The sequence below is a fragment of the Vulcanithermus mediatlanticus genome (genome assembly GCF_055385885.1).
In genome coordinates, this window is record NZ_AP042385.1 from 399,329 (window position 1) to 415,634 (window position 16,306).

Consider the following 16,306-nt stretch of genomic DNA (forward strand, 5'->3'; position numbering starts at 1 on the left):
TCGGCGCGGCCAAGCCATTTCCCTGCCTCAGGCCTCGCTCTGCGTCGATTCCTCGTAAACGCCGGCCAGCCTGAAAAGCCGCTTGACGGTCTCGGTGGGCTGGGCCCCCACCGAAAGCCAGTAACGGGCCCGCTCGACGTCGACCCGATACCAGTTGGGGGTGGTCTTCCGGGGGTCGTAGTAGCCGATCCGCTCGATGTAGGCACCGTCACGCTTTTTGCGCGAGTCGGTCACAACGATCCGGTAGTGAGGGTTGTGCTTGGCGCCAAAACGGGAGAGTCGAATCTTTACCATGGTCTTCCTCCTAAAAAGCTCCTTCGTCCACCTTTCTTGCCGAGCCGCTTCACCAAAGCCTTGGTCTCCTCAAAGGTCTTGATCAGGCGGTTGATCTCCTGCACCGTGGTCCCGCTGCCCCGGGCGATCCGGCGACGCCGGGAAGCGTTCAAGATCTTCGGGTTCCGCCGCTCCTCAGGGGTCATGGAAAGGATGATGGCCTCGACGCGCTTGATCGCCTTCTCGTCGACCTGGAGGTTACTGGGCAGAAAGCGCGACGCACCCGGGATCATCTTGATGAGCTCGCCGAGCGAACCCATCTTCTGAATCTGACGCATCTGCTCCAAAAGATCGGTGAGATCGAACTTATCCGGCGCCTTGGCCGGGCCCTTGATCTCGGCCTCGCGCACCTTCTCGGCCAGGGTGGCGAGGTCGCCCATGCCGAGGATCCGCCCGGCCAGACGGTCGGGATAGAAGGGCTCGAGGCCGTCGATCTTCTCGGAGATCCCGGCGAAGTAGATGGGCTTGCCGGTGACGTGCCTCGCCGAGAGCGCCGCGCCGCCCCGGGCGTCGCCGTCGAGCTTGGTGAGCAAGAGCCCGGTCACCCCGATCTTCTCGTCGAAGGCCTGGCTCACGGCGAGCGCCTCCTGCCCCATCATGGCGTCGACAACGAGCAGTTTCTCGGTGGGCGAGAGCGCCTCGACCAGGGCCGCGAGCTCCTCCATCAACGCGGCGTCGATCTGCAAACGCCCGGCGGTATCCACGATAACCAGATCGCGGTAGTCGTTTTGCAGCCGGGCATCGAGCCGCTCGCGCACCGACTGCGGGGGCTCACCCTGCTCTACCCTGAGGACGGGGACCCCGACCTGGGTGGCGAGGATCTCGAGCTGATCCTGGGCCGCAGGGCGCTGGGTATCGGCCGCCACCAGCAACGGACGGCGCCCCTTCTTCTTGTAAAAGAGGGCGAGCTTCGCCGCCGCCGTGGTCTTCCCCGTCCCCTGGAGCCCGACCAAAAACCACACGTTGCCCTCGCTCGCAAGGCGCGGCTCAACCAAACGCCCGCCCAAGAGCTCGACCATCTCCTCGTGGACCACGGCGAGGATCTGCTCCGCCGGGGTGAGGCTCTCGAGGATCTGCTTGCCGAGCGCCTTGGCTTCGACCCGCTTGACGAAGTCCTTGGCCACCTGGTAGTTGACGTCGGCTTCCAGGAGCGCCCGGCGAAGGTCGCGGAGCACGTCCTTGAGCTCGGCCTCGGTGATCCGGCCGCGCCCTCGGAGCCGGTCGAGCGTGGTTTGCAGCCTGCGGCTGAGGTTTTCGAACATGCGCGCCTCCGGCCTAACGGCCAGCGACCAGGATAGCCCCCACAGATTGAGCGTGTCAACCGCAATTTTTCTAATATTTTAAGCGAGGCCGGCGGAGAGGGGTTCCCCCACACGAAAGCCCTCGCACCGAGCCCGCCCAGAAAGCGATGTGGTAAACTCCGGCCTGGGTTTTTCGCCACCACCCCACCGCCAAGGAGGCCGAACATGCGAGCCGCGAAAGAACGCACCAGCCACATGGACCTCATCCGCAAAGCGCTGGACCTCGGCGACCTGGCGCGGCTCGAACGGCTGGCGATCGAGGCTCCGGAGCACGAGATCCTCGAGGGCTTTTCCTCCCTCCCCGGCGAGCACCAGTACGTCTTGCTGACCGTCCTCCCGCCGCAAAAGGCGGCGGCCATCCTGGCGAACCTCGACCCCGAAGATCAGCTCGAGTTCTTGGAAACCCTACCCAGCTTCCAGGTCCGGGGCATCCTCGAGGCCCTCGACCCCGACGACCTCACCGACATCCTGCAGCGCGCCCGCGAAGCCGATCCCGAGCGCTTCGAGCACCTCATCCAGCAGCTCGATCCGGAAACGCGAAACCAGGTCAGGCGGCTGCTGGCCTACGAGGAGGACGAAGCCGGGGGGTTGATGACCCCCGAGTACGTGGCGGTCCGGGCCGGGGCCACGGTCGAGGAAGTGCTCGCCTTTTTGCGGAAGGTCGCGCCCGACGCCGAAACCATTTACTACATCTATGTCGTCGATGACTCGGGACGTCTGATCGGGGTCTTGAGCTTGCGCGACCTCATCGTCGCCGACCCCCACACCCGGGTCAAGGAGATCATGAACGAAAACGTCGTCTACGCCACCACCGAGACCGACCAGGAAGAGGTGGCGCGGCTGATGGCCGACTACGACTTCACCGTACTCCCCGTCATCGACGCCCAGGGCAAGCTGGTGGGCATCGTCACCATCGACGACGTGATCGACGTCCTCGAGGAAGAGGCAACCGAAGACATCTACCGGCTGGGTGCGGTGGAAACGCCCGAGCTCGTTTACTCGAAGTCCTCGCCGATCGCGCTCTGGAGCGCCCGGGTCCGCTGGCTGGTGATCCTCATCCTCACCGGGATGATCACCTCTTCCATCCTGGGCGGGTTCGAAAAGGTCTTGCAGGCGGTGACCGCCCTCACCTTCTACATCCCGGTGCTCCTCGGCACCGGCGGCAACTCGGGCAGCCAGGCGGCGACCCTGATCGTCCGCGCCCTGGCCACCAAGGACATCGAAATCCGGGACTGGCCGCGCATCTTATTCAAAGAACTGGGGGTAGGATTCCTCCTCGGTGTCACCCTGGCCGGGCTCATCGCCGCCAAGGTCGTCTTCGATGGCCACCTCGGCATCACCCCGGTGGTGGCGATGGCGCTTTTTCTCCTGGTGATCGTGGCCAACCTCGCGGGATCCCTGCTCCCGCTGTTGCTCGCCCGGCTGGGCGTCGACCCGGCGCTGATCTCGAACCCCCTGATCGCCACCGTTTCCGACGTCTCCGGGCTCGTGATCTACCTCACCGTGGCCAGGCTGTTGCTCGGGGTTTAAACCGCTTCAGCGCCCCGCCGCGGCCTTGAGGCGATCGGGGTAATCGCCCATGACCACATCCACCCCATCGTCGATGACCCGGCGCAGTTCCTCGGGATCGTTGACCGGCCAGGTCCCGACCAAAAACCCCTCGTCGTGCCAGCGCATCACCCGATCGCGGGTGATGAGCAGGTGGTGGGGGTGAACGGCGGCGAGCCCCATCCAGCGGGCGAAATCGCTGGCATCGTGGCCGAAGAACAAAAAGCCGATGGGGATCTGGGGCGCGAGCTCTTTGAAACGATACAGCGCCACCGGGTCGAACGACGACACCCAGACCCGGGCCCGGCCGCGCCAGCGACCGAGCATCTCGGCGAGGGCCTCGACCCGCCCGTCCTCGTAGCCCGGGATGCTCTTGAGCTCGACGTTGATCAACGCCCCGGGCCGATCTTCGAAAAAGCGGAGCACAGCCTCAAAGCGGGGCACGTAGGGCGCGGCGGCGTGGAGCTCCTCATAACTCAGGGCGTGGATATAGCCCCCAGGCACCGCAAAGTCGTGGTGAACCACCAAGACTCCATCCCGCGTGCGCTGGATGTCGAGCTCGACCCCATCGAGGCCGGCCTCGAGGGCCAGGGCATAACTTTCCAGCGTGTTCTCCCGGGCCAGGTGCAGGGCGCCCCGGTGCCCGAGCAGCAAGGGCCGCGCGCGGTCGGCAAAGAGCATACCCGCCACCCCCTATTTCTCCTGGCTCAGGGCGAAACCGCGGCTGAACTGCTCCTGGAGCAGCAGGAACACGAAGAGCGCCGGCAAAAGGGCCACGATCGCCCCGGCCATCACGATGCCCCAGTTGGTCGCGTCCTGGCCGCTGGTGAGCATGCGAAGCCCCACCTGGACCACCTGCTTGCTGCCGTCGCGGATGATGATGAGCGGCCAGAGGTACTGGTTCCACATGTAAACGAACTGGATCACCGCCATGGCCGCGATCACGTTCATGCTCATCGGCAGCAGGATCGACCAGGCAAAGCGAATCGGCCCCGCCCCATCGATCTTGGCCGCTTCAACCAAACTGGTGGGGATTTGCAAGAACTGCTGCCGGAAAAGGAAGGTCCCGGTGGCCGAAGCCAAAAAAGGCACGATGAGGGCGGCGTACGAGTTCGACCACCCGATCTGATTCACCAGCTCGAAGAGCGCCACGATCATGATCTCGGTCGGCATCATCAGGGTGAGCAGGATAAAGGTGAAGATGGCCCCTTTGAGCGGAAAGCGGAAATAGACCAGCGCCAGGGCGGCCATGAACGAGACCAGGGTCTTGCCCACCGTCACCGCGATCGAGATGATCGCCGAGTTTTTCATGAAAAGGCCGAGCTTGTACTGATTCCACACCACCGAGTAGTTCTCGATGAAGGCGCTGCCGATGGTGAATTTCGGGGGGTAACGGAAGATTTCACCGGGGGTCTGCGTCGAGAAGATGAACGCCACCACCACCGGCGCCGCCACCGCGATCACGGAAAATATCAGCAAGAGGTGAACGACGAAGCTCGCGGTCCGTTTCCTCATCATCTTTTACCCCCCATAGTGCACGCGCCGCTCGCCGAAGCGCAGCTGCACGATCGTCAGGACCACCACCGCCACAAAGAGCACCACCGACTGAGCCGCGGCGAGGCCGGTTTTGAAGAACTCAAAGCCATCGCGGTAGATGTTGAAGATCAGGATGTTCGTCGCCCCGTTGGGGCCGCCTTTGGTCAGGAGGTCGACGAAGGGAAAGGCTTCAAAAAAGGCGTAGATGGTGTTGATGACCAGCAAAAAGAGGGTCATCGGTGAGAGCAGGGGAAACGTGACCCGCCAAAAGCGCTGCCAGGGCGTGGCCCCGTCGATGAGCGCGGCCTCGAGGATCTCCCCGGGAAGGTTCTGCAGCGCCGCCAGGTAAAAAACCACGTTATACCCCACGTTCTTCCACACCGCCGCCAGCACCAAAACGCCCATCGCCAGCGCTGGCTCGGTCAGCCAGTCGGGGCGGATGCCGAAGAGCTTGCCGAGGAAAAAATTGACGATGCCGGATTGGGGGTTGAAGAGAAAGAGGAAGATCACGCCGGCCACCGCCGGGCTGAGGGCATAGGGCCAGATCAGCATCAACCGGTAAAACCGCCAGCCGGTGACCTTCTGGTTGGCCAAAACGCTGAGCATGAGCCCGACCGCCATGGAAAAGAAGACGACCAGGACGGCAAAGACGGCGGTTTGGGTAAAGATCCGCACGTACTCGGGGTTGGTGAAGATCTCCCGGTAGTTCTCAAGCCCGACGAAGGTCTTGCGCAGGCCCAAGAACGCCACCCGGAAAAGGGAGAGCCGGAAGGTCTCGATGGTCGGCCAGTAAAGAAAAACGATCAGGATGACGAGCGTCGGGGCCAGCAACACCCACGGCAACCATCGGCTCTTGTAGGCGGAGTGGGTTTCCATCACACCCCCATTCTTCCAAAAAAAGTGCCCCGCGGTCGCCGGTCGCACCGCGGGGCGAAGGCCTAAAGCCTACCGCCCGACCGAGGTGTTGTAGTCGCGAAGCGCCTTGTCGGCCTTGGCGTCGGCCCGGTCGAGGGCCTTATCCACCGGGGTGCCCTGGAAGATCGATTGCACCGCGTCCTCGATGATGCTACGGATTTCGGGGAAGGGCCCAATCAGCGCACCCTGGGTGGCCCGGTTCGCCTTGGACTGCAGGAGCTGGTCGAAGGCAGCGCGGTAGGCCGGTTGACGGTCGAACCAGCGCTCCCATTCCAGAACCTTCACCGAGGTGTTGAGCACCGGGAAGTAACCGGTCCCCTTGTGCCAGCGCACCATGTTCTCGGTGTTGGTGAACCACAGGAGGAAGGTCACCGCGGCCTCGAGCTCTTCCCGGGGGTGATCCTTGGTCAGCCACAGCGAGGCGCCGCCGACCACGGTCCCGTTCCGCTCGATGCCGTCGGGAACGGGCAGGAAGCCGGTGCCGAGCTCATAGCCGTTTTCGAAGGCCGCGTTTTGGTGGAAGGTCACGTCTGAGGTCGAGGTGATCTCCATGGCCGCCTGCTGGCTCACGAAGAGCTGGTTGGCGCCGTCCCAGTCCTCGGGCTTGCCCGAGTAGGCGTAGTAACCCTTGTCGTACATCTCTTTCCACCAGGTCATGATCCGCTTCATGGCCTCGGAGTTGATGTAGACGTCGGTGGCCCGGGCGGCACGGCCGTTTTCGTTGTTCGCGAGCAAAGCGCCCTGTTCGGCGACCCACTGCTCGACGAACCACGAGTGGAGGGGCCAGGTGATGCATTTGGGCGCGGCACCGCTGGAGATGATCTTGTCGCAGGCCTTGAGCACCTCGCCAAAGGTCTTGGGCGGGTTGTCCGGATCGAGCCCGGCCTTTTTGAAGATGGTCTTGTTGTAGTAAAGGATCGGGTTCGAGGAGTTCCAGGGGATCGAGTTGAACTTGCCACCGATGCGGTAGTAGTTGGCCACCGGCTTGATGTAGTCGTCGAGCTGGAAGCGCAGGCTCGCCGGCACGTAATCCTCAAAGGGAACGAAGATGCCCGAGTCGAGGGCGAGCTGGCTGCCCACCTCGAAGATCTGAACGATGTGGGGCGCGCTCCCCTGACGCGCCGCCAAAATCGCGGCGTTGAGGGTGTCGCGGTAGGAGCCCTTATACTCGGCCTTCACCTCGATGTTGGGGTGGGTGTAGTTGAAGTCTTCCACCATACGCTGGATGAACGCCGTCCTCCCACCCCCGAACGCGTGCCAGAAGGTAATCTGGACCTTCTTGGCCGCAAAGGCGGACCCGACCAGCAAAAGCGTAGCTACCACCACTGCGATTCGCTTCATAGCCAACCTCCCTTTACCTTTCCGTCTGCCAGTATAGCATTCCCGGCTCTTCCAGCTTAGCGCCCGAGCTTCATGAGCGCGTCAGCCACGAGCAGGAAGACGAGCTCGCTCACCTCGATCGCGGCGCCGTAAACGTCGCCGGTCAGACCGCCAAGACGGCGCCGGGCGTAGCCCGCGAGCAAAAGCGCGCCCAGGAGCGAAAAAAGCGCCGCCAGGGGGGCGATCAGCACGATCGGTAGCGCGAAAATGAAGCCGAGGCCGAGCCGACCCCGACCGAGCGCTGCCCCCAGACCGGAGCGCTTTGCCGGGGCGTAGATCCGCGCCAGCAGCAGCACCGCGAACCTGGCCCAGGCCGGGGCGAAGAGGAGCGGCCAGAATGCGGCGAGGGACACCAGGGCCTGCCACTTCAAAACCAGGTAGACCACCCCGATCCCCAAAGCAAAGCTTCCGAGGTGGACATCGCGAAGAATCTCCAGGCGCCGGTCTGGAGAAACCGCCGCCGGGAGGGCATCCGCCAGGTCGAGCAACCCATCCAGGTGGAGCATGCCGCTGACCCAGAGCCAGCCAAAAAGCACCATCGCGGCGGCGATCCCGGGGTCGAAGACCCGGCTCAAAGCCCAGTGGATTAGGAAAAGGAGGCCCCCGATGACCCAGCCGACCAGGGGGAAAAAGGCGCTGGCGGCCTCGAGGTCCATCGCCGCCTTCGGCCGGGGCGTCGGCAGCCGGGTCAGAAAGGCAAACGCGTGCCAGAGGGGAGCAAGCTGCACCGTTCCATTTTTCCACGGTCAGGACGGGAAGATCCCAAAAAGCGGTGGCCCCGCGCGCGGGGCCACCCTGCGGTCGGCCAGAGACCGGTCAACCCAACCGCGCCGCCACCTGGCGCTTGGTCGCGCTCAAGAGCCAAACGAAGAGCAAGGAGATCACGCTGAGAACGATGTAGACGGTAAAGCCAAGGGGATAACCGCTGAGCTTGCCGTAGGCTTTCACGAAATACCCCATCACCGGGGGCACCACGAACCCGCCAAAGGCGCCGAGCCCGCCGACCCAGCCGGAAGCGCCGCCAACCGCGTCGGGCACGTAGTACGGCACCATCTTGAAGACGGCGGCGTTGCCCACGCCCATCCCAAAGCCCACCAGCGTCTCCCCGATGAACGACAGGGCAAAACCGTGGGACAGCGTCATGACCACGGCCCCGGCGAGCACCGCGCCAAAGGCCAGGAACGCCGTCCGCTCGCCGCCGATCTTATCGGACAGCGACCCGCCCCACACCCTGATGATCGAAGCCAGGATGGAGAAGTAGGCGGTGAGGTAGGCGGCCATCCTCACGTCCTGGCCCAAAAACTCGCGCCAGTAGGTGGGGAGCCAGGCGGTGAGGGCCAGGAAACCACCGAACGAGGTGAAGTAGAGGGCGACGAGCACCCAGTTACGCCAGTTCGACGCCGAGCGGGTAAGCGTCTCCATGATCGAGCCGGCGGGGAAGATCTCCTGGCCCATGTTCCGGGCCAACTTCTTCGCCTCGTCCGCCGCCACCCCCTGCTTGATGAGCTGGAAGTAGGGGGCACCGAAACCGATGAAGATGAAGATGAGCGTGCCGACCGCCAGCAATCCGGTCCAGGCGGTGTAGGCGCCGAGGAGCCCCCAGGCGGCCAGCGCCGCGGGAAGGAGGAAGGTGAAGATGCCCGGGGCCAGGTTGCCAACGCCGGCATAGGTGCCGAGCGCCCAGCCCTGACGCGACTGGGGGAACCAGTAAGAAACCATGCTGATCCCCACCGAGAAGGTGGCAATGCCGCAACCGCTCAAAAGCCCGAGGAAGAGCAAGAGCGGGTAAAGGCTCGCATCCAAACCATCTGGGTAGTAAAGGACGATCAGCGCGATCAGACCGAGCAAGCCGGCGATGGCCATGAAGAGGAGCGTCAGCATGGGCTTACGGCCACCGTCGGTATCGACCCACGCCGAGAAGGGGATACGGAGCAGCGACCCCGAGAGCATGGGCATCGAGACCAAAAGCCCGACCTGAACGGGGTCAAGCCCCATGGCATCCTTGAAGTTCTTCGCCGTCACGTTGAAGAGCGCAACGGCGGCAAAGCCGACGAAGAAGCCGATCGTGGCCGCGATCAAAGCCTCGGACGGATTGCTGCGGATCTTGTGGTGTCCTGCCGTGTGCATCTCAACAAACCTCCTCTACAACTGGTGAACGTTTTGGGTAAAGCGCCGCCGCACCCAGATGACGATCTGCCAGGGACGGAGCACGTAACCGAGTGGCACGGTAATGATGTGAACCAATCGCGAGAAGGGGAAGACGGCGAGAAGGAGCCAGAAGTTGAAGACGTGCCACTTGAAGGCAAAGGGCATGTCGGCCACCAGCTCTGGTTTCGGCTGGAGCGTGAAGATGCTGGTGAGATAGGGGCTCATGGTGGTGGCGAACCAGCTCGAGCCAAAGCGGAAAAAGAGCGCCGTGTAGACCCCGGTCGCGACCGAAATGAGGAGCAAGATCAGCACCACGTAATCCATCGCCGTGGCCGTGGCTCGGACCTTGGCGGAAGCGATCCGCCGCCAGAGCAGGATGAGCAGGCCGAAAAGGGTCCAAAGTCCGAGGGCAAATCCGGTGATTTCGAGCAGGTAGAGCCGCAAAGGCGCCGCATTCCACCCCAAGATGGCGCTGGGGAAAAGCCAGGCCAGAAGGTGTCCGGTCAAAATGATGCTGATGCCCCAGTGAAAGGGGATCGAGCCCCAAAAGAGGAGCCGCCGCTCGAGAAGCTGGCTCGACTGAGCCGATACGCTAAATGGGCGGTAGGCCCAGCGGTACGCGGTAACCCCGATGGCCAGGACCAGGGCCGCGTAAGGGAAAATCTCGAAAAGAAGCGCGTTCCAGTTCATCCCTTCCTCCTTTCCTTTTGAAAGCGCTCCCCTACCCTGACCAGGATCGCGTCGAGCAGGTGGAGGTAGGGGTTTTGGGGGCTGAGCGCGGCGAGGTCCTTCTTCATTCGCAACACCGCCGGTTCGAGCACCTCGATCAGGCTGGGCAGGGGGTGCTCGGCCAGATCCAGGTAACGCAGGATCGGCGCCAGGTGATCGGGCAGCTCACCGCCGGTGTCGATACCGAGGCGGTCCATCTCGGCCTTGAGACTGGCCATGAAGTCGCCCCGCCGGTAGCTCTCGCCCCAGACCACGTAGCCGACATACGGAACCAGCTTGGGGTTCATGTCGAGGGTCTCGGTGTAGAGCTCTTCCCACGCCGAAAGCCCAAGCCCTTCGATCGCCTCGAGGAACCTGGCGAACGCCTGCTTGGCCGGATGCTTCGGCCAGGCCGAGCTTTGGGCTTTGAGATCCTCCAAAAGCCCGGCGCGGGGATAGCTGAGGGCCAGGGCCAGCGTCCGGAACATCTACTCCCCCCTTACCGGCGGCTGGATGTAACCCACTCCAGCGAGTCCCTTGTGCTCGAGGGGATCCTTCCAGGCCTCGATCGAGGCCTCGCGGTGGTAGGGCGGAATCACGAAACGGTCTTCAAGGGTCGGCAGCGTGGTCAGGCGGTAGATCTCCTCCGCCGTCTCGGGATCGAGCCCAACCTCGGCCAGTGCCGCCTTGGCCTCGTCGGTGAGCGCTCCATCCACCGTCTCCGCCCGCTTGTAGATGCGCACCGCCAGCATCTTCCGGAGCACGTCCTCGATGATCTTCTCGTTGCCCGCGGAAAAGAGATTGGCCAGGTACTTCACGGGCAGGCGCGCTTTAGAGAGGTCGGCGAAGAGTTCGAACTCGGGGCCACGCGCATCCACCGCCAGGTTCAATGTGTTGTTCTCCATCACGCCCATGACCGGCGAGAGCGGCGGGATGTAGAACATCATGGCCATGGTGCGGAACTCGGGGTGCAGCGGCAGCGCCAGGCGCCAGACCTTGACGAACTTGTAGACCGGCGAGTTCTGCGCCGCCTTGATCCAGTCGTCGCTGATGCCGTTCTTTTTGGCCGCGGCGATCACCTCGGGGTCGAAGGGGTCGAGGATCACGTCGAGCTGGGACTCGACCAGCGCCTCATCCGGCACCATCGCCGCATCGGGAATCCGGTCGGCGTCGTAGAGCAACACCCCCATGTAACGGATCCGCCCCACGCAGGAATGCGCGCAGGCCGGGGCCTGGCCGGTCTCGAGACGCGGGAAGCAGAGAATGCACTTCTCGCTCTTGCCCGAAGACCAGTTGTAATACACCTTTTTGTACGGGCAGGCCGAGATGCACATCCGCCAGGCCTTGCACTTGTTCTCGTTGACCAAAACCACCCCGTCCTCGCCGCGCTTGTAGATGGCCCCCGTGGGGCAGGCCGCAACACAGGAGGGGTTCAGGCAGTGGTTGCAGATGCGGGGCAGGTAGTTGAAGACCACCCCCTCGATCTCCTCGAGCTGGGCCCGCACCGAGTCGGGGAGATCCTGGCTGTTGGGATCGTTCTTGGCGTAAATGTTGGAGCCGCCAAGGTCGTCGTCCCAGTTGGGGCCCGACTCGATGTTCATGGGCTCGCCGGTGATCATCGAGATCGGAATCGCGGTGGGCTGATCGTCGCCGGCGGGGGCGGAAAAGAGATCGCCGTAGCGGAAGGTGAAGGGCTCGTAGTAGTCCTCGAGGTCAGGCAGGGCGGGGTTGAAAAAGAGCCGCGTGAGCCCCTGGGCCTTGCTGTGCAACCTCAGCTTGAGCTCCCCGCGACCGTCGTAGACCCATCCCCCCTGGTAGTGCGTCTGATCTTCCCAACCGACCGGGTAACCGGTGCCCGGCCGGGTCTCGACGTTGTTCCACCACATGTACTCGGTCCCCTTGCGGTCGGTCCAGAGGTTCTTACACGCGACCGAGCAGGTGTGGCATCCGATGCACTTGTCGAGGTGGAACAGCATGCTCATTTGGGCACGTACGTTCATCGCTTCCTCCTCTCAGCTCCCTCAAAACTCGGGCCGATCGACTTTCCTGATGAAGGCCCAGGTGTCGCGGTTCACGCCGGTGGGACCCCAGTAGTTGAAGAAGTAGGTGAACTGGGCATACCCGCCGTTCATCAAAAGCGGCTTGAGTCGGGCCCGGGTGATCGAGTTGTTCATGCCGGCCCGGCGCTTCCTGAGCGGCGACTTGGGAATGCCGACCGTCCGTTCCGTCGCGTGGTAGACGAAGATCGTTCCCCTGGGAATGCGCGCCGAGGTGATGACCCGCTGCACGAACACGCCGTTGTCGTTGAAGACCTCGACCCAGTCGTTGTCCTCGATCCCCAGTTCGCGGGCATCCTTGTCGTTCATCCAGACCGGGTACCCGCCCCGGGAGAGGGTCATCATCCGGTGGTTCTCCGAGTAGGTGGAGTGGATCGACCACTTGCCGTGGGGCGTGATGTAGTTCATCAACCGCCCGGGCGCCTCCTTGGCGCTGACCTCGGTTTCGAGCAGCATGGTGTGGTCGGGGCGGGGCTTGTAGGTCGGCAAGTGCTCGCCCCAGGCCAGGTACCCCTCGTGGTCGAGGTAGAAGTGCATGCGCCCGGTAAGGGTGCGCCAGGGCACCAGCCGGTCGACGTTCAGGGTGAAGGGGCTGTAGGCCCGGCCGTTCGTGGTGATCGCCGACCAGGTAGGGGTGGTGAGCTGGCGGCGGGGCTGTCCCACGATGGCGTCGAAGTCGATTCGTACGTCGCGGCTGCCCTCGCCCAGGTCAGCCAACTTGAGACCGGTTTTCTTCTCTTCAGCCAAGAAAGCGCGGTAAGCAAGCTCGCCGTTCGACACCGGATCCAAAAGGAGGATGGCCTCGGCCACGTCGCGGCCGTTTTCCAGGCTCGGATAGACCTCGCCGAGCCGGTCGCTCTTTCGCGGCTGGCGGGTCTTCAGCTCCTCGTAGACGTCGTCGACGGGGATCTTCAAGCCGTGCGCGGCGACGCCGTTCTTCTTGACCGCCGGTCCAAGCGAAACCATCCGCTCGTAGAGGTCGCGATAATTCCGCTCGATCACCCGGAACTTGGGCATGGTCTTACCGGGAATGGCCTCCACCTCACCGGTCCACCAGTCCTTGACCTCGGTCTGGGCCAGCTCGTCCGGAGTATCGTGCTGCAGGGGAAGCATGACCACGTCCTTGACCGGCTCGGGAAGGTGGACCTCGGCCAGCTCGCTCACCTTCCGGGCGATCTCGCTAAAGATTTCCCAGTCGGGCTTGGATTCCCAAACCGGGGGCACGGCGGGTTGCATGGGGTTGATGAAGGTGTGCATGTCGGTGGTGTTGATGTCATGCTTCTCGTACCAGCTCGCCGCCGGGAGCACGATGTCGGAGTAGAGGGCGCTGGTGTCCATGCGGAAGTTGAGGTCGACCACCAGGTCGAACTTGCCCTCGGGGGCCGCGTCGCGGAAGACAACTTCCTTGACCACTTCCTTGGCCCACTCCTTGGCCACGGCGTTGGAATGGGTGCCGAGGTAGTGGCGCATCATGTACTCGTGCCCCTTCATGCTGGTCCCGATGGCGTTGCCACGCCAAATGAACCACACCCGGGGCCAGTTCTCCGGCGCGTCGGGGTCCTCGACCGCGAACTTCAGCTCACCGCCTTTAAGCTTTTCCACCACGTAGGCGACAATCTCGGCATCGGTCTTGGCCCCGGCAGCCTCGGCCTCGCGGACGACCTCGAGGGAACTCTTGTTGAACTGCGGGTAAAACGGGAGCCAGCCCCGCTTGACCGCCCGCACCTGGTGGTCGATGGTGTGGTCCTCGACCGTCTCGGCGGTCTTGTCGTAGTCGGCAGCGCCGCGTTCGTAGCGCCACTGATCGGTGTGGACGTAGTGGAAGCTCGGGGTGTTTTGGTGCCTGGGGGCCATGCCCCAGTCCAGGGCGAACGCGATCGTGCTCCACGAAGCTTGGTTCGCGACCTTTTCCTGCCCCACGTAGTGGGCGAGGCCGCCGCCGTTCTTGCCCACCGAACCGGTCAGCATCAGCCCCACGATCCCGGCCCGGTACATCAGGTTGTTGTGATACCAGTGGTTCACGCCGGCGCCGATGATGATCATGTTCTTGCCACCGGTCTTCCGGCCGTTTTCCGCCCAGGCCCGGGCAAAGCGGATCACGGTGTCGCGGTGAATCCCGGTGTAACCCTCCTGCCAGGCGGGGGTGAAGGGGAGCGCATCGTCGTAGCCCTTTGGGTACTCGCCCGGCAGGCCCCGATCGACGCCGAACTGGGCCATCATGAGATCAAAGACAGTGGCGACGGCGACTCTTCCCCGCTCGGTCTCGACGTAGCGTACGGGAACGCCGCGCCGCAGGGTTCGATCGCCGGCGAAGTCGTCGAACTCGAGCTCCAACACCTCGTCATGGGCCGAGAGGAAGGTCAGTTCGGGCGAGAGCGCCTCGCCGGTCTTCCCGTCCTTCATCTCGAGGCTCCACTTGCCGGTCTCCTTCTCGGCCCAGCGGAAGCCGATGGTGCCCTGCGGCATCTTGGGACCCTTTTCCTTATCCCAGATGAGGAGCTTCCACGCTTTGTGCTCGACGTCCCGGTACGCGGAGAGCTCACCCGCCCGCAGATAGCGATAGGGCCGCCCGTCCTTGATCTCGACCAGGAAGGGGGCGTCGGTGTAGGTCTTGAGGTATTCGGTGAACTCGGGCGTGCTCTGTTCGGCGTAGTACTCCTTGAGGATGACGTGGTCGACGGCCATCCAAAACGCCCCGTCCTGACCGGGGTTCGTCGGCACCCACCAATCGGCGTACTTGGCGACCTGGGAAAAGTCGGGGCTGAACACCACCAGCTTGGCCCCGGCGTGGCGCACCTCGGAGATGAAGTGGGTGTCGGGGGTGCGGGTCATGTTGAGGTTGGAACCCATCACCGCGATGAAGCGGCTGTTGTACCAGTCGGCCGACTCGTTGACGTCGGTTTGCTCACCGAAGATCTCCGGCGACGCCGGGGGGAGGTCGCAGTACCAGTCGTAGAAGCTGAGCACCACGCCGCCGAGGTGGGTGAGGAAGCGGCTGCCGGCGGCGTAGCTCACCTGACTCATCGCCGGAATTGGGGAAAAGCCGATCACCCGGTCGGGGCCGTACTTCTTCACCGTGTAGACCACGCTGGCGGCGATGAGCTCGAGCATCTCCTCCCAGGTGCTGCGGCGGAACCCGCCCTTGCCCCGGGCCCGCTGGTAGCGGCGGCGTTTTTCCGAATCCGACTGCAGCGCTTCCCAGGCTTTCACCGGGTCTTTGTGTTCGCGGCGTGCCTCGCGCCAAAGATCGAGCAGCGCGCCCCGGGCAAAGGGGTATTTCACCCGAATCGGGCTGTAGAGGTACCAGGAATAGCTAATCCCCCGCTGGCAGCCCCGGGGTTCGTATGGGGGAAGGCCGTCCTCGAGGTGGGGATAATCGGTGGCCTGGAGCTCCCAGGTCACGATTCCGTCCTTGACGAAGACCTCCCAGCTGCAGCTGCCGGTGCAGTTGACGCCGTGGGTGGTACGCACCCGTTTGTCATGCTGATGGCGGTTGCGGTAGAACTCTTCCCACTTGCGCTCGGCAGGCGACTCGATCTCCTTGATCCAGTTCTTCATTTTCTCCTCCTTAAGCGCTGCAAGTACGTTTCACGCTGCCTGGGCCAGAACGGGAACATGCCGAGGAAGAGGACCAAAAACCCCAGGAAACCGAGTCCCAAAAGGCGGCTGCCCGCGGTGGCGACGCTGGGACCGCTGCCGCCTTCGGCCAAAAAGGCGGCCACGTCCTGGGCCTCCTGGTCGGTGAGGGGTTTGTCCCGATAGATGACGCGCATGACCTTGAAACCGGGTTGTTTGATCACGCCGGGGAGCGCGCTGCCAAAGCGCTGGGCCGCATCCGAAAGGTCCGGCCCCAGCGCACCGCCGCCCAGAGCGCCCACCGATTTGGCGGTGTGGCAGGCGACGCAGGGCGATCCGCCGTTTTGGAAGCGCTGCTCGCCCAAAAAGAGCGCACGACCACGGAGCGGATCCCCTTTTGGCGTTGCGGTCTTCGGGGCGGGCTCAGACGCCCGAGCCTCAGCGAGCCCGGCGGCGATGTAGCGCGCCAGCGCCTCGACCTCGGCGTCGGAGAGCTGAGGGAACGGTGGCATGGCGCCGTTATAGGTTTGGCCGTTGACCTCGAGGGGCCCGCTCCTCCCCTCGCGGATCACCTTGGCCACGTAGGCGGAATCCTCGACGTTGGGATTGTCCTTGAGCGGAGGGAAAACCCCGGGCACACCCTCGCCGCTCGCGCCGTGGCAGGCGGCGCAGTTGTTCCCGTAGAGGGCCGCCCCGCTCTGAGCCGTGGCCAGGCCCAGGAGCATGAGGAGCAGGGCCAAAAGCCAGCTTCTTCGCATTCGCATTCCACACTCCCCCTTCCTAGGGCGAACCTTAGCCGACACC

Annotated in this window: 14 protein-coding genes; 1 reads left to right on the top strand and 13 read right to left on the bottom strand. The window is 63.8% G+C overall.

Annotation, left to right across the window (positions count from 1 at the left end; translation table 11 throughout):
• Positions 1-27 precede the first annotated feature (27 nt).
• On the bottom strand, positions 28-294 hold the full coding sequence (rpsP, locus tag ACZ5BT_RS03015; RefSeq protein ID WP_464885148.1) for a 30S ribosomal protein S16: 267 nt from the start codon (positions 292-294) through the stop codon (positions 28-30).
• Positions 288-1,595: a signal recognition particle protein gene (gene ffh / locus ACZ5BT_RS03020; protein ID WP_464885149.1), complete on the bottom strand. Its 1,308-nt coding sequence runs from the start codon at positions 1,593-1,595 to the stop codon at positions 288-290. Before ffh ends, rpsP begins: the two co-directional genes overlap by 7 nt.
• A gap of 204 nt (positions 1,596-1,799) precedes the next feature.
• Here ffh and mgtE point away from each other — a divergent pair, with 204 nt between their 5' ends.
• Positions 1,800-3,164 (top strand): magnesium transporter, encoded by a 1,365-nt coding sequence (mgtE, locus tag ACZ5BT_RS03025; RefSeq protein WP_464885150.1) that lies wholly within the window; start codon positions 1,800-1,802, stop codon positions 3,162-3,164.
• A 6-nt stretch (positions 3,165-3,170) separates the two neighbouring features.
• Here mgtE and ACZ5BT_RS03030 read toward each other — a convergent pair whose 3' ends face one another.
• From ACZ5BT_RS03030 to ACZ5BT_RS03080, 11 genes are all read right to left on the bottom strand, one after another.
• A complete protein-coding gene (locus ACZ5BT_RS03030; protein ID WP_464885151.1) occupies positions 3,171-3,863 on the bottom strand; it encodes a glycerophosphodiester phosphodiesterase in 693 nt (230 codons plus the stop codon).
• A gap of 12 nt (positions 3,864-3,875) precedes the next feature.
• The gene (locus ACZ5BT_RS03035) at positions 3,876-4,700 is read right to left on the bottom strand and encodes a carbohydrate ABC transporter permease (RefSeq protein ID WP_464885152.1); all 825 of its coding nucleotides are present in this window, start codon (positions 4,698-4,700) and stop codon (positions 3,876-3,878) included.
• A 3-nt stretch (positions 4,701-4,703) separates the two neighbouring features.
• Positions 4,704-5,594 (bottom strand): carbohydrate ABC transporter permease, encoded by an 891-nt coding sequence (locus tag ACZ5BT_RS03040; protein WP_464885153.1) that lies wholly within the window; start codon positions 5,592-5,594, stop codon positions 4,704-4,706.
• A gap of 69 nt (positions 5,595-5,663) precedes the next feature.
• The gene (locus ACZ5BT_RS03045; protein WP_464885154.1) at positions 5,664-6,974 is read right to left on the bottom strand and encodes an ABC transporter substrate-binding protein; all 1,311 of its coding nucleotides are present in this window, start codon (positions 6,972-6,974) and stop codon (positions 5,664-5,666) included.
• 56 nt (positions 6,975-7,030) lie between these two features.
• Entirely contained in the window at positions 7,031-7,741 is a 711-nt protein-coding gene (gene cobS / locus ACZ5BT_RS03050; protein ID WP_464885155.1) for an adenosylcobinamide-GDP ribazoletransferase, read from the bottom strand.
• 88 nt (positions 7,742-7,829) lie between these two features.
• Positions 7,830-9,140: an MFS transporter gene (locus ACZ5BT_RS03055; protein WP_464885156.1), complete on the bottom strand. Its 1,311-nt coding sequence runs from the start codon at positions 9,138-9,140 to the stop codon at positions 7,830-7,832.
• Between the two features lie 15 nt (positions 9,141-9,155).
• The gene (gene narI, locus ACZ5BT_RS03060) at positions 9,156-9,851 is read right to left on the bottom strand and encodes a respiratory nitrate reductase subunit gamma (protein ID WP_464885157.1); all 696 of its coding nucleotides are present in this window, start codon (positions 9,849-9,851) and stop codon (positions 9,156-9,158) included.
• Positions 9,848-10,357 (bottom strand): nitrate reductase molybdenum cofactor assembly chaperone, encoded by a 510-nt coding sequence (locus tag ACZ5BT_RS03065; protein WP_464885158.1) that lies wholly within the window; start codon positions 10,355-10,357, stop codon positions 9,848-9,850. The genes narI and ACZ5BT_RS03065 overlap by 4 nt, the downstream gene beginning before the upstream one ends.
• The gene (gene narH, locus ACZ5BT_RS03070) at positions 10,358-11,869 is read right to left on the bottom strand and encodes a nitrate reductase subunit beta (RefSeq protein WP_464885159.1); all 1,512 of its coding nucleotides are present in this window, start codon (positions 11,867-11,869) and stop codon (positions 10,358-10,360) included.
• Positions 11,870-11,890: 21 nt separating this feature from the next.
• Positions 11,891-15,484 carry a nitrate reductase subunit alpha gene (locus tag ACZ5BT_RS03075; RefSeq protein WP_464885160.1) on the bottom strand — a complete coding sequence of 1,198 codons (3,594 nt, stop codon included), beginning with the start codon at positions 15,482-15,484 and terminating at the stop codon, positions 11,891-11,893.
• On the bottom strand, positions 15,481-16,260 hold the full coding sequence (locus tag ACZ5BT_RS03080) for a c-type cytochrome (protein ID WP_464885161.1): 780 nt from the start codon (positions 16,258-16,260) through the stop codon (positions 15,481-15,483). The genes ACZ5BT_RS03075 and ACZ5BT_RS03080 overlap by 4 nt, the downstream gene beginning before the upstream one ends.
• Positions 16,261-16,306: the final 46 nt, after the last annotated feature.

Excerpts from the sequence above, each read along its gene's own strand:
- ACZ5BT_RS03055 (WP_464885156.1), bottom strand. The coding sequence starts at position 9,140 with ATGCACACGGCAGGACACCACAAGATCCGCAGCAATCCGTCCGAGGCT.
- ffh (WP_464885149.1), bottom strand. The coding sequence starts at position 1,595 with ATGTTCGAAAACCTCAGCCGCAGGCTGCAAACCACGCTCGACCGGCTC.
- ACZ5BT_RS03030 (WP_464885151.1), bottom strand. The coding sequence starts at position 3,863 with ATGCTCTTTGCCGACCGCGCGCGGCCCTTGCTGCTCGGGCACCGGGGC.
- narH (WP_464885159.1), bottom strand. The coding sequence starts at position 11,869 with ATGAACGTACGTGCCCAAATGAGCATGCTGTTCCACCTCGACAAGTGC.
- ACZ5BT_RS03040 (WP_464885153.1), bottom strand. The coding sequence starts at position 5,594 with ATGGAAACCCACTCCGCCTACAAGAGCCGATGGTTGCCGTGGGTGTTG.
- ACZ5BT_RS03045 (WP_464885154.1), bottom strand. The coding sequence starts at position 6,974 with ATGAAGCGAATCGCAGTGGTGGTAGCTACGCTTTTGCTGGTCGGGTCC.
- rpsP (WP_464885148.1), bottom strand. The coding sequence starts at position 294 with ATGGTAAAGATTCGACTCTCCCGTTTTGGCGCCAAGCACAACCCTCAC.
- ACZ5BT_RS03080 (WP_464885161.1), bottom strand. The coding sequence starts at position 16,260 with ATGCGAAGAAGCTGGCTTTTGGCCCTGCTCCTCATGCTCCTGGGCCTG.
- narI (WP_464885157.1), bottom strand. The coding sequence starts at position 9,851 with ATGAACTGGAACGCGCTTCTTTTCGAGATTTTCCCTTACGCGGCCCTG.
- mgtE (WP_464885150.1), top strand. The coding sequence starts at position 1,800 with ATGCGAGCCGCGAAAGAACGCACCAGCCACATGGACCTCATCCGCAAA.
- ACZ5BT_RS03075 (WP_464885160.1), bottom strand. The coding sequence starts at position 15,484 with ATGAAGAACTGGATCAAGGAGATCGAGTCGCCTGCCGAGCGCAAGTGG.
- ACZ5BT_RS03065 (WP_464885158.1), bottom strand. The coding sequence starts at position 10,357 with ATGTTCCGGACGCTGGCCCTGGCCCTCAGCTATCCCCGCGCCGGGCTT.
- ACZ5BT_RS03035 (WP_464885152.1), bottom strand. The coding sequence starts at position 4,700 with ATGATGAGGAAACGGACCGCGAGCTTCGTCGTTCACCTCTTGCTGATA.